Genomic DNA, 21503 nt, shown 5'->3' with positions numbered 1-21503 from the left:
TGATGGCTAATCCGTCGTCGGACGCTTTGGGACTGCGCGCCTCAGCGCCCACCCGACGACGGCTCCGAGCGCCGTTCCGACAAAGACGTATTTTGTACTCTCGTAGAGGCACCAGAGATCGAAGGACCACTGGCTGGGGATGCCCATGAGCAGACTGCGGACAAAGACAATCCACGCAAAGAGCGGCATCAAGGCCCCGACGACGACCGCCCGGTCGGGCCGCCAGGCAGCGAACAGCGCCGAGATCGGAAGATAGCACCAGATCTGGCTGGCCACGGCGGCGTCGAGGAAAGGCGCTCCCTTCGCGACGGCTGCCTGAAGATAGATATCCTGGACCCACAGAAGGCCGCAGTAGCCCATGAAGGCCAACGCCGCGAGAAAGACCAGGTCCTTGCGGGCCGCCCAGCCCATTGCCGCCAGCAAGCCCCCTGCCGCCCAGCGTAGCGCCTCGGACCGGTCCCCGATCAAGTCCGCCTCGGCGCGGACGGCCTCGATCCAGGGCCGACGCTCGGACGGGGCGATGCGCGCGGCCAGGCGCAGCAGGGTGTCGGCGAGGCGGTCGGTCATGCCGGGGCGGCTCCGAGCTTAAAGGCGGCGGGATCGAGGCGGGCGGCGCGCAGGGCGGCGCGGCCGGCGCCGGTCAGGCGATAGGCGTGGCGGCGGGGACGGCCGGGCCTGTCGGACTCGACCCAGCGGTCCTCCAGCAGGCCATGGTCGGCAAGGCGCGCCAGAATCGGATAGAGGCTGCCGGACTTGAGCCCGGTGACGGCGGCGATCTCCAGGCCGTAGAGCCAGTCGCCCGCCCCGCCTTCCAAGGCGGTGAGCACCTCGAGGGTCTGGGGCGACAGGCGGCGGGGGGCGGCGGGCATGGATAAACTCTACCTATATAGAGTTTTGAGTCAAGCGGCCTGCATCAAGGCTGGAGGCCGGCGCTCAGGACCACGGATCGATCCCCAACAAGTCGCGCAGCCGACCGATGATCTTCGCCATCCGGGCCTCCTCGGTCGCCAGGCGATCGGCCAGCGAGACCCGACTGACGCTGACATTCGCGAACTCGCCGCCCTGATCGAACCCTGAGTGCTGCAGGTGGATGCGCCCGCCGATCCGCTTGCCCTTCACCTGCCAGCCCTGGTCGAGGTCGTTAAAGGTCGAGCCATCGTCGCCGGAAACCACCCATTGGGAGAAGGGCGCCATGTCCGACAACCGGGTCCAGATGACGAAGGGAATCTCCACCTGGGTCGCTTCGCTGTACAGACCAAGATCGAGCCAGAAATTCTGCTCCTGGTCTTCGGCGGGCTGGCCGGTCATCGCCAGCACCGTGCGATAATAGGCGGCAAGTTCCGCCTCATGACCTTCCGCCTCGGCGGCGGTCGGGTAGGTCGGCCGTTTGCGGGCAAAGGTCGGCAACGCGATCGGCTTGTCGTTCGCGCCGCTTAGGACGGCGTCTTCGTCATTCGGATCGCCGACGTAGATGGCCTCGTGCAGGTAGAAGCCGAAACGCGGCGCCAGGTCTTCCGCTTCCACAGAACGCTCGACCCAGGTCCAGTCATTCATCGAGGCGTTGAGGTCGTCCAAAGGCTGGGCCTCCGCCGGGGCCGGGCAGTTGGCCGCGATAGCGGCGGCGCCGAGGCCGACGATGATCGCGCGGCGGCCGTAAACGCTCAAGCTTCCAGCGCTTCGACGCCGGGCAGCGCCTTGCCTTCCATCCATTCCAGGAACGCGCCGCCAGCCGTTGAGACGAAGGTCATTTCCCCCGCCACGCCGGCGTGATTCAGGGCCGCCACCGTATCGCCGCCGCCGGCCACCGCCACGATCTTGCCGGCCCGCGCCAGCGCCCCGGCATGTTTGGCGGCCGCGACGGTCGCGACATCGAACGGCGGGACCTCGAACACGCCCAGCGGGCCGTTCCAGATCAGGGTCTTGCTGGCGTCCATGGCGGCCAGCAGGCGCTCTGTGGTCTTCGGCCCGGCGTCCAGGATGCGGTCGTCCTTGCCGATGGCGGCGAGGTCGGTGGTCTTGGTCGCGACGCCCGGCTTGACCTCGGTGGCGGTGACCACGTCGATGGGTAGCAGCAGTTCGCAGCCGGCCTTCTTGGCGCTGGCCATGATCTCGCGGGCGGTCTCGCCCAGCTCGTGCTCGCAGAGCGAGGCGCCGACATCGACGCCCTGGGCGGCCAGGAAGGTGTTGGCCATGCCGCCGCCGATGGCCAGGCGGTCCAGCTTGGCGACCAGGTTGTTCAAGAGGTCCAGCTTGGTCGAGACCTTCGAGCCGCCGACGATGCCCAGCACCGGCCGCTGCGGCTTGCCCAGCGCCGCGTCCAACGCCTCCAGCTCGCGCTGCATGGCCAGGCCCGGATAGGCCGGCAGCAGGCGGGCGATGCCCTCGGTCGAGGCATGGGCCCGGTGGGCGGCGCTGAAGGCGTCGTTGACATAGATGTCGCCGATGGCGCCCAGCTCGGTGACGAAGGCGGGGTCGTTCTTCTCCTCGCCCGGATGGAAGCGCAGGTTTTCCAGCAGGGCGACGCCGCCGTCTTGCAGCCCGACGATGACGTCGTACGCCGGCTTGCCGATGCAGTCCTCGGCGAAGACCACCGGCTGTTCCAGCAGGTCCGACAGCGGCCCGACGACGGGGGCCAGGCTCATCTCGGGCACGCGCTTGCCCTTGGGCCGGTCGAAATGGGCCAGCAGGATGACCTTGGCGCCCTTCAGGCTGAGGAACCGGATGGTCGGCAACACCGCCCGCAGACGGGTATCGTCGGTGACCTGACCGTCGGCCATCGGCACGTTGAGATCGACCCGGACCAGGACGCGCTTGCCGGCGAGGTCGGCGGTTTCGAGGGAGCGGAAGGGCATGGATGTAATTCTCAGTCGTGAAGCGCAGAGCGGCGTCGTTTCCAGTCGAGCGAAACGCCGATCCTGCGTTCAAGCCGACCGTCCCAGTCTGTTTCGAGACCCTGGCTGTTCAGTTGGGCGACGATCTCGTGGCCGATTGCGACTTGGGCCGGCGCCCCTTCGTCGCACCCACCATAATTCAAGTACACACCGTACCCCTCAACTGCGGACTCGGTGTCCTGCATGTGAAAGAACGCATATCCCCGCGCCGGAAGACCGGCTTCGCGGGCCGCATCGATCTCGTCCCAGATTTCCGTGGAGCCACAAGTCCCGCAGCAGGAGAAGTTCTGCCTCGATACGATTCCCTTGGCTTCCAGCGCGGCGAACGCGGCGTCAAGCCGATCGCAGTCGGTTATCTCAGGCCAGGTCGCCTGCTCGGCGCGATGAGCCTGCAGACGCTCTGCGAGGTAGCCTTGCGCATCGTTGCGGAACTGCTGTCTGTCCAGGATGTCCTCCGCCATGTCCTCGCAGGTTTGGAGGATTTCGTCGCGAGTCTCGAAGCCACCCGCAACCGCCCTCTCGATATACGCCCGCATTTCCGCAGCTGTATCCCAGTCCGGTTCAGCATCTTGCGACGCGTTCAACGGCGCGGGTGACGGAGAGCCACTCAGCCTGTCCAGCAAACTCTTCAAGAATTTGAGCATGGTCGCGTCCGCCTTCGTCCGATCCTCAGCGCAGTCGGACGCTATCGCAATTCTGGTCGCGGCGCTCTTACAGGAACTTCGCCATCACCAGCGCGGTGTCGCTCATCCGCGTGGCGAAGCCCCATTCGTTGTCGTACCAGCTCAGCACGCGGGCCAACTTGCCATCCACGACTTGCGTCTGCGGCAGGGCGGCGGTCGAGGAGGCGGCGATGTGATTGAGGTCGATGGAGACCACCGGGTCGGCGGTGACGGCCAGCACGCCGCTCATCGGACCGGCGGCGGCGGCCTTCAGGGCGTCGTTGATCTCGGCGACGGTGACGTCGCGGGCGGCCACGACCTTCAGGTCGACGACCGAGACGTTGGGGGTCGGGACGCGGATCGAGGAGCCGTCCAGCTTGCCCTTCAGTTCCGGCAGCACCAGGCCCAGCGCCTTGGCGGCGCCGGTCGAGGTCGGGATCATGCTGAGGGCCGCGGCGCGGGCGCGGTAGAGATCCTTATGCATGGTGTCCAGCGTCGGCTGGTCGCCGGTATAGGCGTGGATGGTGGTCATGTAGCCGCGCTCGATGCCGAACAGGTCGTTCAGCACCTTGGCCACCGGGGCGAGCGCATTGGTGGTGCAGCTGCCGTTGGAGACCACGATGTCGTCCTTGGTCAGGACCTGGTGGTTGACCTTGTAGACGATGGTGGCGTCGGCGTTGTCGCAGGGGGCGCTGACCAGGACCCGCTTGGCGCCGGCCTCCAGGTGGGCGCTGGCCTTATCCTTGGCGGTGAACAGGCCCGTGCATTCGAAGGCGATGTCGACGTTGAGTTCCTTGTGGGGAAGCTCCTTAGGGTCGCGGATGGCCGTGACCTTGATCTTGCCGTGGCCGACATCGATCCAGTCCTCGCCCGAGGTGATGGTTCCGGGGAAGCGGCCATGCACGCTGTCGTAGCGCAGCAGGTGGGCGTTGGTCTCGACCGGGCCAAGGTCATTGATCGAGACGACCTCGATGTCCGTGCGGCCATGTTCGACGATCGAGCGCAGGACCAGGCGGCCGATCCGGCCAAATCCGTTGATGGCGACGCGAAGGGTCATGTGGCAGCGCTCCCGATTTCGTGATGTGGGGCGCGGTTTTGCGGCTGGAGCCCGCGAAGTCAACCCCGCGCCCGGTCACGAAGCGCATCGGAATGTGTCGGGGACCGCCCTGGGCCCAATCGACGTTCCTCCCAGACTTGGGAAGGCGTGGGTATTTTTGGGGTCGCTTCGCGACAGGAAGATAAGGGTAGAGAAGAAGAGGAAGCGGCGGCGATCAACGGACAAGGCGCGGCGGGCCGTCCTCTGGCTGGACCTTGTTGAGGCGCGATGCGCCTCGATAGAGATCAGCGGATCAGCGCCGACGGGTCTCGGGACAGCGCCGTCGCTTGCGCTTCTTCCCTACCCTTATCTTCCTGTCGCGAAGCGACCCCAAAACCCACATCCATGCCGCCCGCAGCGCCGGAAATCCCGTCTCCGCGAATGTCGATTGGCCCTAACAGGGCCGGCCGAAGAACAGGACGTAGCCGTCCGGGTCGGCGATCTCGAAGCCGCGCAGGCCGTCTTCGCGATCGGTCAGGGCCGCCGCGAAGGTCGCGCCGCGATCCGCCACCTCGGCGGCCAGGGCGTCGGGATCGGGGGTGTAGACGTAGGCGTCCCAGCTCATCCAGGGATGGCGGGACGGGTTGGGGATCGGCGCCAGGCCGTCATGCGACTTGACCATCAGCTGGGCCCCGCCCCGGTTCAACACCGCGCCGAAGGGATCCTCCTCCGAGGTCTGCCACGTCGCTTCGAAGCCCAGCGCATCGCGGTAGTAGGCGATGGTCCGCGTGACGTTGGCGACGATGAAGAACGGGGACATCGCCCCCACTGCCGCCTCGGCCATCGCATCCTCCTCAGTCGCGCCGCAGCCTCGGGCCCGGGCTGCCGTCTTCGGTCAGGTATTCTAGCGCCACCGGCCGGCCCTTGTCGTCCCGGGCAAAACGCAGCCGCCGGTCGGGCTCGCCGCGCACGTTGAAGAGGTCGCCGCCGAGGGCCAGCAGCACCTGGGGCGGACGCCGGCCTCGCTGCAGCTGCAGCAGGCCCTCGCCGTTCACGGTGACATTGACCCCGGAATAGGTCCCGGCGAGGTCGGCGGCGGGCGCCACTGGCGGCCTGCCCTCGGCGTCGAGCGCCTCCAGCGCCCATTGGCTGTCGGTCCTGGCCGGACCGGCCGGGGCCTTGGCGACCACGGCCGTGAGCGCCAGGCGGCGGGCGACGATCAGGGCCTGGGCGGCGGGGGCGGGCTGGTCGGGCTGGACGCCAGTTCCTTCCCAGTTCTTGTGGCTGATCGGGTTCTCGGGTGAGCCGCGCGAGACGAAGATGGCAAAGCCGTTGCCGGCCGGCGCCATGCCGCCCGGGTTGGCCGCCCCGCCGCTGGCCTCGCCGACGATGGTCGCCCGACCGGCCTGCTGCAGGGTGTAGGCCAGGGCCTCGGCGGCCGAGCCGGTGCGGGCGGTGGTCAGGATGTAGACGGGCACATCCAGCCGGGGCTTGGCGTAGGGCTTGATGGGCGCCTCGCTGCTGTCGCCTTCGCGGGAGTGGAAGGTGTTGTAGATGTTGGCCCCGGCCGGGGTGAAGGCGCTGGCCAGATAGCCGACCATGGCCGGCGAGCCGCCGCCATTGTCGCGCAGGTCGATGATCACCGCGTCGGTCCTGGCGATCAGGGCCAGGGCCGCGTCGGCGGCGTCGCGGGCGGGGGCGGTGGCGGACTCGGGATCAAAATCGGCGAACTGGCGCAGGTCGATGTAGCCGATGTTGCCCGACAGGATCTCGACCCGCCGGAAGCCGAAATTGGCCCGCCGATCGGCCGCCTCGCGCTGAGCGATCTGGGCGGGATCGGGGGCGCGCCGCTGAGGCCCGCCTTGGGGCGGCGGGCCGGCGGCGGGATTCCACACCACGTTGAAATGGGCGTCCAGCGGCCGCAGCCAGTTCCCCAAAGCCGTGGCCAAGTCGCGGGGGTCGGTGAAGCGGTCGAACTCGCCCTTGGCGGCGGCGGCCCCGAGGCTGGCGGCGATCTGGGCGCCCTTGGCGGCGTCGAAATAGCTGTCGGAGATCGCCTGGGCGACGCCGTCGACCACCAGGCGAGGCTGGACCGGCGCGGCGGGCGCGGCGGCCATCGGCCCTTGGGGCGGGGCGGTCTGGGCCACCGCGGCGCCGGTCAGGGCCAACAGCAGCGCCGCGCCGGCCAGAAGGGTGTTTCGGGTCATGGATCGCCTCCCCTGCGATGAAGCAGCCAGGATGGCGAGGGCGTGTGACCGCCACATTTCCGCATCTGGCAAAGTTGTTGCGAGGTTGAAGCCTGGCGCGGCGCGGGACGAGTGAATTCGCGGTAAGGCGCCGCGCCTTGCCGGACCCAGGTCGCGATCCATATTGCCCCACACTGCTGGGGAGCCCGTCATGAACCGTCCAAGCCGCCGCCTGATGCTGCTGCCCATTCCGCTGGCCCCACTCTCCCTGGCAGTGGCCGGCGCGGCCTTGGCAGAACCCGCTCAAGGTCCTGGCGAAGTGCTGGTCCGCCGGTTCTGGGACGCGGTCAATCGCCAGGCCTTCGACGAGATGGACGCCCTGGTGACCCCCGACTATCGCCACCACCCCAACGGCCGAACGCTGAGCCTGGCGGATTTCAAGGAGGGCGCCCGCTGGATTCTGAGCAACACCGCCGACTACCACCTCGACATCCACGACCTGGTCGAAAGCGGCGACCGGGTGGCCGTGCGCTGGACGGCGACCGGGCGCCATATCGGCTCCTACTTCGGCGAGCCGCCGACCGGCAAGCTGGTCACGTCCTTCGGCATGCACTTCCACCGCATCGCGGGCGGCCGCATCGCCGAGGACTGGGAGGTGATCGACTTCGCCGCCTTCCGCAAACAGCTCGGCGCCTAACTCCGCCCACGTAGGGGGCGGACGGCCCGCCCGAGGCGCGCTTGCTGCGCGCCCGTGGCCGGCCAGGTGGGGGTGTTCGGGCAGGGGCTGGGATTCTCCGGCACTGCTGGGGCGGTTTGCAAGGCGTCCGAGGGCCAGCCGCCACGACCACCGCCCCTGCCCGAAGACCCCCTCCTGATCGCGCTCTGGCGCGATCGTCCTCCCCCTACGGGTGAGGAGTTTCTAGTGCCGCCAGCCCCTCGCGCGCTGCATGGCCGCGATGGCGTCCGCTAGCGCCGGCTTGGCGCCGCGTTTGCGCAGTTCGGCGATGGAGAGCATCTGCGGGCTGACGCAGGCCTGGACGGCGTGCGGCAGCGAGGAGGCCTGGGCCATCACCCCGCCCTGCTTGGCGTCGATCCACAGGACCAGGGCCAGGTCCTCGGTGTCATAGACGTCCTTGCACTCGGCCCACCAGGCGTTGTCCTGCAGCCCCTCGCGGGCCACGGCGGCGCGATACCAGGCCAGCAGGGCGGGCGATTTCAGGACCCCGATCTTGCTGCCGTCGCCCTGGTCCTCCAGGGCGGTGACGCTGACCAGGTCAGCGGGCAGGTACTGCGCCCAGTCGATGGGCCGGCCCGTGGTCAGGTCGTAGGTCAGGGCGATCTGCCAGGTCTCGGGATGGGCGCCGCCGCAATAGATGCTGTTGGCGATGAACAGGCTGAGGAAGCGTGGGCCGTAGGCGTCGACGCTGACCCCGCGCTCGAGGAAATTCTCGCCGCCGGACTTGCACTCAGTCAGCAGCTTGCGGGCCCGGCCGTCGGCGCGATCCAGGGCGGCGTTGATCTTCGCCGTCTGGGGCGTGCTGGGCGCCAGGATGCGCGGCGTCGCCCAGAAGTCCTTGGCCATCAGCGCGGTGGCGCTGAGCCGCACTGTCGCCGGCGCGGCGGCGATCAAGGCCAGGGCGGCGAGCGCCAGGCCCAGACGTCTCACTTGAGCGCCTTCCTGGCGGCGGCGGCCACGGCTTCCGGGGTGATGCCGAACTCCTTGTAGAGCCGCTCATACGGCGCGCTGGCGCCGAAGCTCGACATGCCGACGAAAACGCCGTCCTGGCCGATAAACTTCTCCCAGCCCATCCGCACCCCAGCTTCGACGGCGACCCGCACCGAGGCCTTGCCGATGACGGCGGCCTGGGCGGCGGGGGTCTGGCGGTCGAACAGCTCCCAACAGGGCGTGGAGACCACGCGGGTATCGATCCCGTCGGCCTGCAGCAGCAGCTGGGCCGACAGGGCGATGGCGACTTCCGAGCCGGAGGCGAACAGGGTGACCTGGGCCTCGCCCTTGGCCGGGGAAACCTCGTAAGCCCCCTTGGCGCTGAGATCGCCGCCGCTGTGGCGCGCCACGCCGGTCTTCTGGCGCGACAGGCACATGACCGAGGGCATGGCCCGCTCCTGCAGCGCGGCCTTCCAGCATTCGGCCGCCTCGATGGCGTCGGCCGGGCGGAAGACCAGCAGGCCGGGCATGGCCCGCAGCGAGGCCACGTGCTCGACCGGCTGGTGGGTGGGGCCGTCTTCGCCCAGGCCGATGGAGTCGTGGGTCATCACATGGATGACCCGGATGCCCATCAAGGCGCCGAGCCGGATGGCCGGGCGGCTGTAGTCGGAGAAGACCAGGAAGGTGCCGGAATACGGGATGACCCCGCCATGCAGCGCCATGCCGTTCATCGCCGCCGCCATGCCGAACTCGCGCACGCCATAGTGGACATAGCGGCCGGCATAGTCGGGCAGGTCGAACGGCAGCATGCCCTTGACGAAGGTGTTGTTCGAGCCGGTCAGGTCGGCCGAGCCGCCGATCATCTCGGGGATGGCCGGGGTCAGTTCGGCCAGGGCCGCGCCCGACTGGGTGCGGGTGGCGTTGGCGGTGGGGTTCTCGGCGATCTTGGCGACATAGGCGTCGAGGGCGTCGAAGGCGTTCTTCGGCAGGTCGCCCTTCATGGCGCGGGTCAGGTCGGCGCCCTTGGGGTCGGCCTTGACGCGGGCTTCCCAGGCCTTGCGGTGGCGGGCGCCCTTGCGGCCGGCGGCGCGCCAGGCCTTTTCGATGTCTTCCGGCACGGTGAAGGGCTCGGCGGTCCAGCCCATGGCCTGGCGGGCCACCGCGATTTCCTCGTCGAACAGGGTGTAGCCGTGGCTGTGGGGGTCGGCCTCCTTGGGGCCGGCGCCCTTGGATATCCTGGTCTTGCAGGCGATCAGGGTCGGCCGGTCCTGCTTCACCGCCCAGCGCATGGCGGCGGCGATCTGGCCGTGGTTGTGGCCGTCGACGGCCTTGACTGCCCAGCCGGCGGCCTTGAAGCGAGCCAGCTGGTCGCCGGTCTCGGCGATGGTGGCGACCCCGTCGATGGTGACGTTGTTGTCGTCGAAGAGGACCGTCAGGCGGTTCAGCTTCAGCCGGCCGGCGATGGAGATGGCCTCATGGCTGACCCCCTCCATCAGGCAGCCGTCGCCGGCGATGACCCAGGTGCGGTGGTCGACCAGGTCCGAACCGTAGCGGGCGGCCAGCGAGCGCTCGGCCATGGCCATGCCGACGGCGGTGGCCAGGCCCTGGCCCAGCGGGCCGGTGGTGCATTCGACGCCCGGGGTGTGGCCGTATTCCGGGTGGCCGGGGGTGTTGGAGCCCCACTGGCGGAAGTCTTCCAGCTGCTGGCGGGTGACGGCCTTGAAGCCGGTCAGGTGCAGCAGGCTGTAGAGCAGCATCGAGCCATGGCCCGCCGACAGCACGAAGCGGTCGCGGTCGGCCCAGTCGGGCTTGCTGGCGTCGTATTTCAGAAACCTGGTCCAGAGCACCGTGGCGACATCGGCCATGCCCATCGGCATGCCCTGGTGGCCGGAGCGGGCCTTGTGCACCGCCTCCATCGAGAGGACCCGGATGGCGTCGGCCATGACGACGGGATTGGCAGGCATGGGCGGTGACCTTGGAGATTCTGCTGCGCGGCTGGGGCCGGTTCGCACGCGGGAGACGGCGGCGCAAGTCCGCCGGGTCGCGACATATCGCTTGCCGGCGGCGGCGAGGCCGCTTTAAGGTCTCCCTAGCAGTGCTAGGGAAGGACACGGCGATGATGAAATCCAGGCTTGGCCTCATGGCTTTGATCGGACTTGCGTTGGGCTTCGCGGCCCCGGCGATGGCGGCTCCGGACGTGCGGGCCGGGGTGACCTGCGAGAGCCCGCCGCCGCTGCATTGCCACGGCGCCGACTGCGCCAGCGCCCTGATCCTGGAGCCGGGCAACGCCGTCGAGCCCAAGAGCGGACGCAAATTCTTCCTCGACTATCCCTGCGACCTGAAGCCGGGCGAGAAGGTCATCTTCATCCTCAACATCCATGGGGCCGGCTCGATCGGCAACTGGCAGCGCCACTACTTCCCGGCCTTCGACTACAAGGAGAAGTACCGGCTGGTCATCGCCACCCCGACCGCGGCGAGCACGGCCTCGCTGTTCCCCGGCATGCCCGCCATCCGCATCTGGCAGGCGGCGGAGGACGACGCCTATCTGCAGGACATCTCGACCCTGGTGTTCGACACCTTCGGCAAGGCCAACATCAAGGCCTTCTGGCTGGCCGGCCATTCGCAGGGCGGCATGACCTCCAACCGCATCGTCTGTTCCGACTATTTCCGGACCAAGGTCGACGGCTGGCTCAGCCTGTCGGGCGGCCGCATCGGCCCGGCCCAGGTGCCGCCCGGTTTCGGCCCGCCCCGCCCGGCCGACGCCCCGCCCCCGCCCGCCGACGCGCCTCGTCCCGGCGCGGCCAAGACCCCGACCTGCGACTTCTCCTACATCTTCGAGAGCGGCGAGCGCGAGATCGTCAGCCTGCCCGACGCCTCGCCCTGGGCCGACCGCTTCGGCTGCGGGCCCAAGGCGCGCCGCGAGGACATCGTCGATGACCAGCCCGGCTGGGTCTATGACACCACCCGCCAGGCCAACGCCAACCCGGTCTGGGGCCTGACCGCCCGGCCGGGGACCGCCAGGGTCTTCGTCTATCCGAACTGCCGGGACGGGCGGGTGGTGGCCGACGTGGTGCGGCTGGACAAGGGTCACACTGAAGGGCTGGAACCCAAGGTGACAGAGGTGCTGATTCAGATGATCGTGGCGGCGCCCGGCGGACGGGCGCAGCAAGGAAGCTGAATGGCGCTGGAGCGGGGGGCTATCGTCGAGGCGGCGCTCGCCTTGCTGGACGAGGTGGGGCTGGAGGGCCTGAGCACCCGGCGGCTGGCGGCCAGGCTGGGCGTCCAGGGCCCTTCGCTCTACTGGCACTTCAAGACCATGGCCCAGCTGCACGACCACATGGCCGAGGCCATGCTGGCCGGACAGATGCCCTCGGCCGATCCGGCGGTGTTTCCGGGCGACTGGCGCCATTGGCTGGCCGAGGGCGCCCGGGCGATGCGGCGCGTGGCCCTGTCGCGGCGGGACGGGGCGCGGGTCCTCTCGGCCGCCCGACCAACGGGCAAGAGCCCGGTGCTCAGCTATCCGGCCATGGTCGGGCGGCTGGAGGCGGCGGGGTTCACCGCCCAGGAGGGGCGCGACGCGATGATGACCCTGGGCCGTTACGTCCTGGGCTGGACCTTGCATGAACAGGCCGCCGGCCTGGAACCGGACAGCGACCGCGGCTTCGAATTCGGGCTGGAGGCCATGTTGAACGGCGTTGGTCTGCGACTCGAGGCGAAGGCCGGATAGACCCGCCTTCCGCTGCCGGTCTATACAGGAGCGATGATCCGCGGAGCGCCCCATGACAGGAGAGTCTGAGCCCAGCGCCCTGGACCTGGCCGTTCGCCGGCTGGACCGGGCCTTGGCCATGCTGGAAACGCGGATGACCGAGCGGGTCGCCGAGGCGGGCGCCGAGGCCGGCGGCCTGTTCGACGCCGACCGCTCGCGCCTGGCCGCCGAGCTGGACGCCGCCCGCAGCCGGGAGAAGGCGCTGGAAGAGGCCGGGGCCCAGGCGTCGGAGGCGCTGGGCCGGGCTATCGCTGAAATCCGCGCGGCCCTGGGCGAAGAGCGGGGGGCCGCCTGATGGCGCAGCTGACGGTGCAGATCAACGGCCGCCCCTACGTGGTCGGCTGCGAGGACGGCCAGGAACGCCACCTGGCCGAGCTGGCCAAGCTGTTCGACCAGCAGGTCCGCCAGGTGAGCCAGGACGTCGGCCAGCTGGGCGACACCCGTCTCTTCCTGATGGGCGCGCTGCTGCTGGCCGACGAACTGGCCGACCTGCGCCTGCGCCAGAACGCCATGCAGAGCGAACTGGCCAAGGCCCAGACCGAGCAGGCCCGGGTCGAGGTCAAGGCGGCCGCGGCGCTGGAGAACGCCGCCAAGCGGATCGAGAAGCTGGCGGGGGGGTAGTCTCCTCACCCGCTCTTCGCGCTGTCGCGCTCAGAGTCGACCTCTCCTCAGAGAGGAGAGGAGCCGCGATTTACTGAAGGGCTGTAGACGCGGCTCTCCCCCTCGCCTGCGAGGGGGAGCGAGGGACACGCGGCGAAGCCGCGATGGCCCACGGAGGGGGAGCCCCTCCTTTACGCGGCCTCTTCCACCGGCAGATTCTCCCGTAGTTCCCGCCGCAGGAACTTGCCGCTCGCATTCCGCGGCAGCGGCTCGGTCATGAACCACACGTAGCGTGGCGCCTTGTGCCTGGCGATGCGGACGGCGACGTGGTCGCGCAGGGCCTGGGCCGAGAGGGTCGCGCCGGGGCGCAGGACGACGGCGACCCCGACCTCCTCGCCCAGCCGCTCGTCGGGCACCCCGAACACGCAGCATTCGGCCACGGCGTCATGGTGGTAGATGGCCGCCTCGACCTCGGCGCAATAGACGTTCTCGCCGCCGCGCAGGACCATGTCCTTCTTGCGGTCGACCAGATAGATGAAGCCGTCCTCGTCGATGCGGGCGACGTCGCCCGTGTGCAGCCAGCCGTCGGTGATGCTCTCGGCGGTGGCGTCGGGGCGGTTGATATAGCCCTTGATCACCGGCGTCCCGCGCACCCACAGCTCGCCGATCTGGCCGCTGGGCAGGGCATGGCCCTCATCGTCGACCACCTTGACCTCGAAGGCCGGCATGGCCGGGCCGGCGCTGTCGGGCTTGTCGACGAAGAAGTCGCCGCTGACCGAGGTGATGATGCCGCAGGTCTCGGTCATGCCGTAGCCGGTGTTGGGCCGGGCGGTGGCGACCTTGCTGTCGATCTTGGCCACCAGGTCGGGGGGCAGCTGCGCCCCGCCGCCGCCCAGGCTCATCAGGCTGGAGGTGTCGGTGGTCTCGAACTCGGGATGGCTCAGCACCTCCCGCGCCATCACCGGCACGCCGCTCATGGCGGTCACCCGGTGGGTCTCGATCAGGCTCAGCGCCTCGCCGGCGTCCCAGCGATACATCATCACCAGGGTCCCACCGGCGGCGGTGACCAGATAGGCCCCGCAATTGTTGGCGGTGACATGGAACAGCGGCGTGGTCAGCAGCGCTACCGGCACGGGGGCGGCGGCCGGATCGACCACTACCCCGGTCGCCCGCGAGGTCGCCAGGGTCTGGACCTGGCCGGAGAACATCATGTTCATCAGGTTGGCGATGCAGCCGCGATGGGTCAGCTGGGCGCCCTTGGGAAAGCCCGTGGTGCCCGAGGTGTAGAAGATGCAGGCGTCGGCGTCGGGATCCACCTCGACGGCGGGCATATCGCCGCCCCGGGCGATCACCTGCGCCCAGTCGATCAGCTCGTGCGGCGGGTCGGTGCGCACCGCCACCAGCTTGATCCCCTCGGCCATGCCGGGCCGCTCCAGCACCCGGGCCAGCCGCTCGGGATCGGCGAACAGCACCTTGGGCGCGGAGTCCTTGAGGGCGTATTCCATCTCCTCGGCGGTCCACCAGGCGTTCATGCCCACCACCGCCACGCCGATCGACACCGCGGCCCAGTAGATCAGCATCCATTCGGGATAGTTGCGCATGGCGATGGCGATGCGGTCGCCGGGCTTGACCCCCTGGTCCATCAGCCAGTTGGCGATGGAGGCGGTCATGCGATGGGCGGCGGCGTAGGTGATGTGCTGGTCGCGGTAGACCAGGTAGTCGCGCTCGGCGAACTGGGCCGTCGACAGCCACAGGGCCCGCACGTTGGGCGGGGCGTTCTTGTAGGCCCGTAGCGGGACGCCGCGCACCTCGACGGTGACGATCTCGAAGGGCGCCCCCGGCGCGGTCAGCTCGGCCCAGGCGGTCTTCAGCTCGCTGTAGTGCATCTAAGCGCTTCCCCAACTCGAACAGTTGTTTTGTTGGGGCGATTGATAGGCTTCCGCCCGTGGAAGGCAATCACCCCGCGGCAGGTCGGACGCTGGCGCGGAAGGAAGGTTTGTCCACGAACCACACGAACCACACGAACGCTCTTGCGCCGAACGGCGCGCTCATTGGCTATCCCTGCCCTCTGAAGACGGAGCGGCGACCTGTTCGTGTGGTTCGTGTGGTTCGTGTGGTTCGTGGACTATTTTACAGGCGCTGACGCGCCCACCGCTGTCCTGGCCGAGAACCAGGGCGTGATCCGCCGCAGGGCCTCTTCGACCTCCGCTGTCGACACGGCGAAGCTGAAGCGGACGAAGTGCCTGCCCTCGACCGGATCGAAATCCACCCCCGGCGCCGTCGCCACCCCGGTGTCGCGCAGCAGTTCCTCGCAGAAGGCCAGGCTGTCGCCCGTCAGATGGCCGACATCGGCATAGATGTAGAAGGCCCCGTCCGGCGGGGCGATCTTGCGCAGGCCCAGCTTCGGCAAGGCCTCGAGCAGCAGGGCCCGGTTGGCGCGATAGACCTCGACATGGCCCTCCAGCTCGTCGCGGCAGTCCATGGCGGTCAGGCCCGCATGCTGGCTGAGCGAGGGGGCGGTGAGGAAGAGGTTGCCGACGAAGGCGCGGCAGCGGTCGGTGAGGTCCGGCGGACAGAGCAGCCAGCCCAGCCGCCAGCCGACCATGCTGAAATATTTCGAGAAGCTGTTGATCACCAGGGCGTCCGGATTGAACTCCAGGATCGAGCGGGCCCGGCCGACGTAAGAGAGGCCGTGGTAGATCTCGTCGGAGACGATGCGGATGTCCCGCTCGGCACAGACGGCGGCGATGGCGGCCATATCCTCGGGCGGGATGATGGTGCCGGTCGGATTGGCCGGGCTGGCGATGATCACGCCGGCCGGGGCGGGATCGAGGGCGGCGATATGGGCGGCGGTGATCTGGTAGCGGCTCTCCTCGCCGCAGGGGATCTCCACCGGGACCAGGTGCAGGGCTTTGAGCGTATTGCGGTAGGCGACATAGCCCGGCCGGGCCAGCGCCACCCGGTCCCCCGCCCCGAAGGCGCTGGTCAGGGCCAGGACCAGGGCCGGCGAGGCGCCGCAGGTGATGATGATCTGTTCGGGCTCGACGGCGACCCCGTAGTGGTCGGCATAGTGGCGGGCGATGCGGGCCCGCAGAGCCGGGCTCTCCCAATAGCCCAGGCCGTCGCTGTCCAGCACCCTGTGCGCCGTGGCGATGGCCGCCCTGGGCGCGCCGGTCGAGGGCTGGCCGAACTCCATATGGATGATGGAGCGGCCTTCGCCTTTCAGCTTATGGGCCAGGCGGCTGATGCCGATGGCCTGGAACGGGTCGATCTGGGCGCGCATGGCGGGGTGAATACCTGGAAATCCCGGAGGTGGCGACGAGGCTTTGGCGTCAGGGCGGGCCGTCGCAGAAAACGCTGGCCGGCGTCCCGGTCGCCACATCGAAATAGACCTCAACGACGTTGCAACCGCCGCTCAGCATGGGCGGAAGGTCGCCCGGCGTGGCGACGATCCTGGCATCGGGTTTCACGGGGGCGGAGGTTTCAGCATCGAGCGGCGGGTAGAGGTAGACGCCTGCCACCATCTTGCGCCCCTCGACATAGACCCCCGCATACCGGCGACGGTATTCGGTGAGATCGTGGTCATGCCTGGGCAGGGCGACGCGGCTTTCAAGCTGGGTAATGACCGCGGGGTCCGGCTGCCAGCTGCCGTTCGTCCTGACCGTTGCCCAGGCCAATGGCGATTCGCAGGGAAGCTGGCGGTTGTCCGCGCCGAAACAGGTCGAGTCGCCCGGACAGCGGCCGAATTCGTCGGCCGCCACGCACTCGTGCCACTCGTTCGGGTCGGCCGAACAGGCGGCGAAATGACCCGCCTTGTCATGACAGACCGTAGCCCACAGCGAGACCGGCGCGGCCGGTGCGGCCGGCGGCTTCTTCGGCGTGGGTCCGCAGGCTGCCAGGCAAAGCACAAGAACCGACAACAACAGACGCATGGCGACCTCCTCAATCCGCCTTGCAACGGCTGCCGTTCAGCCCCCGCAGTTCGGGATTGTTGCGCACCACCCGGGCCATCATTTCGCAGCGCTGGGCCAGGGTCTTGAGCGCCGGATCCTTCCAGAGATCATCGACGATCTTCTCGCCACTGTCGGCCTCCGGCGCCATCCGCACGCCGCCGCCCTTGGGGGTGTCGAACAGCAGGGTGCGGGGCGCGGCGGCGTCGCCGGTCCAGGGCGACCACAGGGGCAGCTTGCCATCCACGCCGCGGCCGGGGTCGCCGGTCGTCGCGAACTGCACCCAGTAGCTCATCATCGCGTCCGACAGGGCGATGCGGGTCGGCGCATTGCCCTTGGTGAAGGCGAACCGGTCGAAGCTGCCCAGCAGGCTCCAATGGCCGAAGACGAAGGGGATCTCCAGGCTGTGGCCGGCCCCCAGCAGGCGGCCCAGATCGACGCCCAGGACCTTGCCCTCCTCGTCCCAGTCGAAGCGGTAGGTCCAGACGGCGGGGTGGCCGCCGGCGGTCATGGCGTCAGCCGAGCGGTCGACGGCGTTCACCCGCCACATGCGGGTCGGATAGGCCGAGGCCGCCTCGTAGAGCCCCTGGTCGCGGATCAGCGGCAGCTTGCCGAACAGGAAATTGACCTGGCGAGGGTTGAGGGCGTTGAACAGCTTCATCTCGTCGTGGTTGGTCCCGGTGATCACCGGCACGGCGTTGAAGGTCGCGGGCCTGTCGATGACCGCCCGGATGCCCTCGGCCGGCAGCACCACCCCGTCATTGATCATCCGCACCGGCGAATAGTTGTCGCTCCTGTAGGCGGCGAAGACGGCGCTGAGCGGGGCGGCGCGCAGGGTCTCGCCGGTGACGCTCTTGCCGGCCCCGACGATCAACGGGGCGACCTTGTCGGAGGCGAAGGGGTCGGTGTGTTCGGCCTCCGCCACCGGCGTCGAGTCGAAGCCGCCGGACTGGATGATGGCCCGCTGGAACAGGCCCTTGGCGCGCGGACTGGCCAGCAGGGCGGCGACGTTCTGGCCGCCGGCGCTCTCGCCGAAGATGGTCACCCGCGAAGCGTCGCCGCCGAAGGCGCCGATGTCCTGCCTGACCCACTCCAGGGCCCGGATCTGGTCCAGCGTGCCGAAATTGGCCGAGGCGTCTTCGGGCAGCGAGCCGCCCTCGCGCAGGGCGGCGCTGGACATCCAGCCCAGGGCGCCGATGCGGTACTGGATGACCACCACCACGACCTTGAACCGCGCCGCCAGGGCGGCGCCGTCATACTGCTGGGCCCGGCCCCAGGTGTTGGAGCCGCCATGGATCCAGACCATCACCGGCAGCTTCGCCGCCGGGGCCGCCACCGCGCTCAGCGGCGGGGCGTAGATGTTGAGATAGAGGCAGTCCTCCTGCCCCACCACCCTGCCCCAGTCGGCCCTGGGGGCGCCGTCCAGGGCGCTGAGCTGCTGCGGGCACCAGGGCGCCTGGGCGGTCGAGGCCCGCTGGCCGCTCCAGCCCGCCGCCGGCCGCGGCGCCCGCCAGCGCAGCGGCCCGACCGGCGGGGCGGCGAAGGGGACGCCGCGCCAGACCTGGGCCCCGCTGGCTTTGTCGGTGAAGCCGACCAGCTGGCCGCCGCTGATCGTGCGGGCGGTGGCCGGATCGGCGGCCGGAGGGCCCTCCACCGTCTTAGGCTTGGGGGAACAGGCGGCGAGCGCCAGCAAGGCGATGGCGACGACAAGGCGCTTCATGGTTTCCCCCGATTTTTGCCAGGGATGCGCCCGCCGCGCGGTCTGGGCAAGCCTTCTCCCGCCCCGCTGGATGGGGTTTAACTGCGCCCATGACCCTCAAGCTCGCCAACCCTGCCACGGTCGCGCCGCCGCTCGGCCTCTATAGCCACAGCGTCGAGACGCCGCCCCGCCGCGGCCTGATCTATGTCTCCGGCCAGGTTCCGGTGCGGCCCGACGGCTCGCTGGCCGGGACCTCGATGGCCGAGCAGGCCGACCAGGTCTACGCCAACATCGTCGCCGTGCTGGCCGCCCAGGGCGTGCCGCCGACCGACATCGTCAAGCTGACCACCTTCATGGCCGCCGAGGACGACCCCGACGGCTCAGTCCGCGCCGCTCGCATGAAGCACCTGGGCGAACACCGCCCGGCCTCGACGGCGGTCTATGTCTCGCGGCTGGTCGACCCGGCCTGGAAGATCGAGATCGATGCGGTGGCATTGGCGCCCGAGGTTCGGGTTTGATGGAGCCGAAATGGCGCCGTCCCGGACTGTTGTGGATAGACTGGGCGACGCTGATGTTCGGCGTCTGGCTCAGCCTGCTGTTCGCCAGCCTGCTGGACCGGCATCAGTTCGTGGGCGTCATGCTGGGCATGCCGGTGGCGGTCCTTGTGAGAGTCGCCGGGTATCTGGTCCTCAGACTCTTCCTGCCTCTTTTCCTGAAACGCCTGTGGCCGCCGGTTCCGGCCCGTCCACCGCCGGCGGCCGCCGAATCCCAGATCAACTACCAGCGCCCGCCTCGGCTGCTCCGTCCGCTGCTGGCCCTCGCCCGGGGTCAGGACGGGTGGGTCCAATTCCGGCTGCGGTTCGATCGCGAGGGCCGCGTTCGAGACTACCTGATTGAGGACCAATCGCCCCCGGGCGTCTTCGACCGGGCCATGAAGCCTGCCCTGCGCTGGACGCGGCTGCCAGCGCAGAGCGACGGGCCAGCGCTGCGGCAGGCGCGCGGGCTCTTCATCTTCGCGGACAGCAGAAAGCCGCCATCCTGGGCCGAGGCGGAACCTGCCGCATGACGCTTCCGCCCAACGACCCTCGCCGTTTCACGCAATCCCCCACCGACCCGGCCTTCGTCCAGGACCCCTACCCGGCCTATGAGCGCATGCGGCCGCTCGGCCCGGCGGTGTTCTGGGAGGACTATGGCCACTGGTGTTTCCACCGCTTCGACGATGTGAACGCCCTGCTGCGCGACCGCCGGTTCGGCCGCGAGGGGCCGAACCCCGCGCCGACGCCAGAGCACCTCAAACCCTTCGCCGACTTCTCGCGCCATTCGCTGCTGGAGCGCGAGCCGCCGGCCCACACCCGGCTGCGCACCCTGGTCAACCGCGCCTTTGTCTCGCGGGCCGTCGAGCGCCTCAGGCCCCGGATCACCGCCCTGGCCCACGAGCTGATCGACCGCTTCCAGGCCGACGGCGAGGTCGACCTCATCCCCGCCTTCGCCACCCCGATCCCGGTCGTCGTCATCGCCGAGCTGCTGGGCGTCCCGGCGGACATGGCCGACCAGCTGCTCGACTGGTCGCACCGCATGGTCGCCATCTACCAGTTCAACGCCGACCGGGCCGTCGAGGACGACTGCGTGGCCGCCACCGTCGCCTTCAGCGACTTCCTGCGCGGCTATATCGACCAGCGCCGCGCGGCCCCCGGCGACGACCTGATCAGCCACCTGATCGCCGCCGAGGAGGCTGGCGAGCGGCTTTCCACCGACGAGCTCATTTCCACCTGCATCCTGCTGCTCAACGCCGGCCACGAGGCCACCGTCCACGCCATCGGCAACGGAGTGAAGGCCCTGCTGGAGACCGGCCTGGACCCGGCCCTGGCGGGCGAGTCCGCCACGACCGAGGAAATCCTGCGCTTCGACGCCCCGCTGCACCTCTTCACCCGCTATGCCCTGGAGGACGTCGAGGTCGGCGGCATCGCGTTCAGAACCGGCGATGTGGTCGGCCTGCTGCTCGGCGCCGCCAACCGCGATCCGGCGCGGTTCGAAGCGCCAGAGCGGCTATGGCCCGGGCGGCCGGACGGCGGCCATGTCTCGTTGGGCGCCGGCATTCACTTCTGCGTCGGCGCGCCCCTGGCCCGGCTGGAGCTGCAATGCGCCCTGCCGGCGCTGTTCGAGCGGCTGCCGGGGCTGCGGCTGGCCGCCTCGCCACGCTTCGCCGACCGCTATCATTTTCACGGTCTCGAAGCCTTGAACCTGGTGTGGTGATACGCGCCTTTCATTCGCCCCCTTCAGCCCCTATCTTGCTCAGTGGCGGGTCTTGCTGCTCCGTTCGTCGAAAGCTTCACATCCCGGGGACCTTAATTCACCTCTAAGGGAGCTGTTCCCGTCCAGGCTCGTGGGCTTGGACACACGGCGCCCACCTGTTCAAAACAGGTCCGAGGGGATTGAATCCGCTTTCACGGCTCATAGTGGCGCCGCCACCCTTTCTCCCATAATTGGGAGATGTCCGACCCCAAGAGCGACCTGCGAGCCCGAATGCGCGCCCTGCGCGCCACGCTGGCCGCCGCCGCGCCGGACGCGGGGACACGCCTCGCCCTGCCCCTCTCCCCCCGTATCGTCGCCGGCTACCGGCCGTTCCGGGACGAGATCGATCCCCTGCCCCTGATGCTGAAACTGGCCGCCGCCGGCGCGCGGCTGGCCCTGCCGGTGACGCCGCCGCGCGACCAGCCTTCGTCCCTGACGTTCCACGCCTGGAGCCCTGGCGAGGCGCTGGCGGCGGGAGGGTTCGGCGTCCACGAACCGACCGGCGGCGAGGTGGTCATCCCCGACCTGATCCTGGTCCCGCTGCTGGCGTTCGACCGGCGTGGCCACCGCCTAGGCTACGGCCAGGGGCATTTCGACCGGACCCTGGAGGCGCTGCGCAAAACCGGGGCGATTACCGCCGTCGGCCTGGCCTATGCGGGGCAGGAAGTCGCCGGGTTGCCCGACGAACCGCACGATCAGGCTTTGGACGCCATTCTGACCGAAAAAGAGTATATCCGGGTCCGAAAGGACTAATT

At 69.3% G+C, this 21503-nt stretch carries 23 protein-coding genes and 1 other RNA gene; 10 read left to right on the top strand and 14 right to left on the bottom strand.

The genetic code is table 11. The features are described from left to right. Positions 1-6: 6 nt before the first annotated feature. The 8 genes from QO010_RS14665 to QO010_RS14630 form a co-directional block, all read right to left on the bottom strand. Positions 7-567 (bottom strand): hypothetical protein, encoded by a 561-nt coding sequence (locus QO010_RS14665; protein ID WP_307350309.1) that lies wholly within the window; start codon positions 565-567, stop codon positions 7-9. Next, positions 564-869 carry a PadR family transcriptional regulator gene (locus QO010_RS14660; RefSeq protein WP_307350307.1) on the bottom strand — a complete coding sequence of 102 codons (306 nt, stop codon included), beginning with the start codon at positions 867-869 and terminating at the stop codon, positions 564-566. The genes QO010_RS14665 and QO010_RS14660 overlap by 4 nt, the downstream gene beginning before the upstream one ends. A 64-nt stretch (positions 870-933) precedes the next feature. Next, on the bottom strand, positions 934-1665 hold the full coding sequence (locus tag QO010_RS14655; RefSeq protein ID WP_307350305.1) for a hypothetical protein: 732 nt from the start codon (positions 1663-1665) through the stop codon (positions 934-936). Next, positions 1662-2852: a phosphoglycerate kinase gene (locus QO010_RS14650; RefSeq protein WP_307350303.1), complete on the bottom strand. Its 1191-nt coding sequence runs from the start codon at positions 2850-2852 to the stop codon at positions 1662-1664. Before QO010_RS14650 ends, QO010_RS14655 begins: the two co-directional genes overlap by 4 nt. An 11-nt stretch (positions 2853-2863) precedes the next feature. Then, positions 2864-3535: a DUF6891 domain-containing protein gene (locus QO010_RS14645; protein ID WP_307350301.1), complete on the bottom strand. Its 672-nt coding sequence runs from the start codon at positions 3533-3535 to the stop codon at positions 2864-2866. 67 nt (positions 3536-3602) lie between these two features. Then, entirely contained in the window at positions 3603-4610 is a 1008-nt protein-coding gene (gap, locus tag QO010_RS14640) for a type I glyceraldehyde-3-phosphate dehydrogenase (RefSeq protein WP_307350299.1), read from the bottom strand. Positions 4611-5043: 433 nt separating this feature from the next. After that, complete coding sequence (locus QO010_RS14635) at positions 5044-5433, bottom strand: VOC family protein (RefSeq protein WP_307350297.1); 390 nt, start codon at positions 5431-5433, stop codon at positions 5044-5046. A 10-nt stretch (positions 5434-5443) separates the two neighbouring features. Continuing rightward, the gene (locus tag QO010_RS14630; RefSeq protein WP_307350294.1) at positions 5444-6796 is read right to left on the bottom strand and encodes a S41 family peptidase; all 1353 of its coding nucleotides are present in this window, start codon (positions 6794-6796) and stop codon (positions 5444-5446) included. A 190-nt stretch (positions 6797-6986) separates the two neighbouring features. Here QO010_RS14630 and QO010_RS14625 point away from each other — a divergent pair, with 190 nt between their 5' ends. Further along, positions 6987-7472: an ester cyclase gene (locus QO010_RS14625; RefSeq protein ID WP_307350292.1), complete on the top strand. Its 486-nt coding sequence runs from the start codon at positions 6987-6989 to the stop codon at positions 7470-7472. A gap of 222 nt (positions 7473-7694) precedes the next feature. On the opposite strand, the gene QO010_RS14620 is transcribed toward QO010_RS14625, so the two are convergent. Then, positions 7695-8441 carry a hypothetical protein gene (locus QO010_RS14620; RefSeq protein WP_307350290.1) on the bottom strand — a complete coding sequence of 249 codons (747 nt, stop codon included), beginning with the start codon at positions 8439-8441 and terminating at the stop codon, positions 7695-7697. Beyond that, complete coding sequence (gene tkt, locus QO010_RS14615) at positions 8438-10405, bottom strand: transketolase (protein ID WP_307350288.1); 1968 nt, start codon at positions 10403-10405, stop codon at positions 8438-8440. Before tkt ends, QO010_RS14620 begins: the two co-directional genes overlap by 4 nt. A 176-nt stretch (positions 10406-10581) precedes the next feature. On the opposite strand from tkt, the gene QO010_RS14610 reads away from it, so the two are divergent. From QO010_RS14610 to QO010_RS14595, 4 genes are read left to right on the top strand one after another with little or no spacing between them, the layout of a single operon-like run. Beyond that, positions 10582-11619 (top strand): hypothetical protein, encoded by a 1038-nt coding sequence (locus QO010_RS14610; protein ID WP_307350286.1) that lies wholly within the window; start codon positions 10582-10584, stop codon positions 11617-11619. Continuing rightward, complete coding sequence (locus QO010_RS14605) at positions 11620-12168, top strand: TetR/AcrR family transcriptional regulator C-terminal domain-containing protein (protein ID WP_307350285.1); 549 nt, start codon at positions 11620-11622, stop codon at positions 12166-12168. It begins immediately after the preceding gene. 52 nt (positions 12169-12220) lie between these two features. Further along, positions 12221-12502 carry a DUF4164 family protein gene (locus QO010_RS14600; RefSeq protein ID WP_307350283.1) on the top strand — a complete coding sequence of 94 codons (282 nt, stop codon included), beginning with the start codon at positions 12221-12223 and terminating at the stop codon, positions 12500-12502. Then, the gene (locus tag QO010_RS14595; protein ID WP_307350282.1) at positions 12502-12828 is read left to right on the top strand and encodes a cell division protein ZapA; all 327 of its coding nucleotides are present in this window, start codon (positions 12502-12504) and stop codon (positions 12826-12828) included. The genes QO010_RS14600 and QO010_RS14595 overlap by 1 nt, the downstream gene beginning before the upstream one ends. 170 nt (positions 12829-12998) lie before the next feature. On the opposite strand, the gene QO010_RS14590 is transcribed toward QO010_RS14595, so the two are convergent. The 4 genes from QO010_RS14590 to QO010_RS14575 all read right to left on the bottom strand — a co-directional run bounded on the left by QO010_RS14590 (position 12999) and on the right by QO010_RS14575 (position 18477). Beyond that, positions 12999-14693, bottom strand: coding sequence for a class I adenylate-forming enzyme family protein (locus tag QO010_RS14590; RefSeq protein ID WP_307350281.1), 1695 nt, complete (start codon positions 14691-14693; stop codon positions 12999-13001). Between the two features lie 239 nt (positions 14694-14932). Continuing rightward, complete coding sequence (locus QO010_RS14585; protein WP_307350279.1) at positions 14933-16090, bottom strand: pyridoxal phosphate-dependent aminotransferase; 1158 nt, start codon at positions 16088-16090, stop codon at positions 14933-14935. Between the two features lie 49 nt (positions 16091-16139). After that, positions 16140-16739, bottom strand: a complete 600-nt coding sequence (locus QO010_RS14580) for a hypothetical protein (protein WP_307350278.1) — start codon at positions 16737-16739, stop codon at positions 16140-16142. A 10-nt stretch (positions 16740-16749) separates the two neighbouring features. After that, the gene (locus tag QO010_RS14575) at positions 16750-18477 is read right to left on the bottom strand and encodes a carboxylesterase/lipase family protein (RefSeq protein ID WP_307350276.1); all 1728 of its coding nucleotides are present in this window, start codon (positions 18475-18477) and stop codon (positions 16750-16752) included. A gap of 89 nt (positions 18478-18566) precedes the next feature. Between QO010_RS14575 and QO010_RS14570 the strand changes: the two genes are divergently transcribed. From QO010_RS14570 to QO010_RS14550, 5 genes are all read left to right on the top strand, one after another. After that, positions 18567-18974: a RidA family protein gene (locus tag QO010_RS14570; RefSeq protein ID WP_307350274.1), complete on the top strand. Its 408-nt coding sequence runs from the start codon at positions 18567-18569 to the stop codon at positions 18972-18974. After that, positions 18974-19522, top strand: a complete 549-nt coding sequence (locus QO010_RS14565) for an energy transducer TonB (protein WP_307350272.1) — start codon at positions 18974-18976, stop codon at positions 19520-19522. The genes QO010_RS14570 and QO010_RS14565 overlap by 1 nt, the downstream gene beginning before the upstream one ends. Then, the gene (locus QO010_RS14560) at positions 19519-20709 is read left to right on the top strand and encodes a cytochrome P450 (protein WP_307350270.1); all 1191 of its coding nucleotides are present in this window, start codon (positions 19519-19521) and stop codon (positions 20707-20709) included. Before QO010_RS14565 ends, QO010_RS14560 begins: the two co-directional genes overlap by 4 nt. A gap of 49 nt (positions 20710-20758) precedes the next feature. Next, positions 20759-20923: non-coding RNA, 6S RNA (gene ssrS, locus QO010_RS14555), on the top strand. Between the two features lie 23 nt (positions 20924-20946). Continuing rightward, positions 20947-21501, top strand: a complete 555-nt coding sequence (locus QO010_RS14550; RefSeq protein WP_307350268.1) for a 5-formyltetrahydrofolate cyclo-ligase — start codon at positions 20947-20949, stop codon at positions 21499-21501. Positions 21502-21503: the final 2 nt, after the last annotated feature.

Origin of the sequence: Caulobacter ginsengisoli (assembly GCF_030814835.1) — a bacterium.
GTDB lineage: Bacteria > Pseudomonadota > Alphaproteobacteria > Caulobacterales > Caulobacteraceae > Caulobacter > Caulobacter ginsengisoli.
The sequence above is the reverse complement of the archived record's forward strand: the minus strand, read 5'-3'. Positions and strand labels throughout refer to the sequence as shown.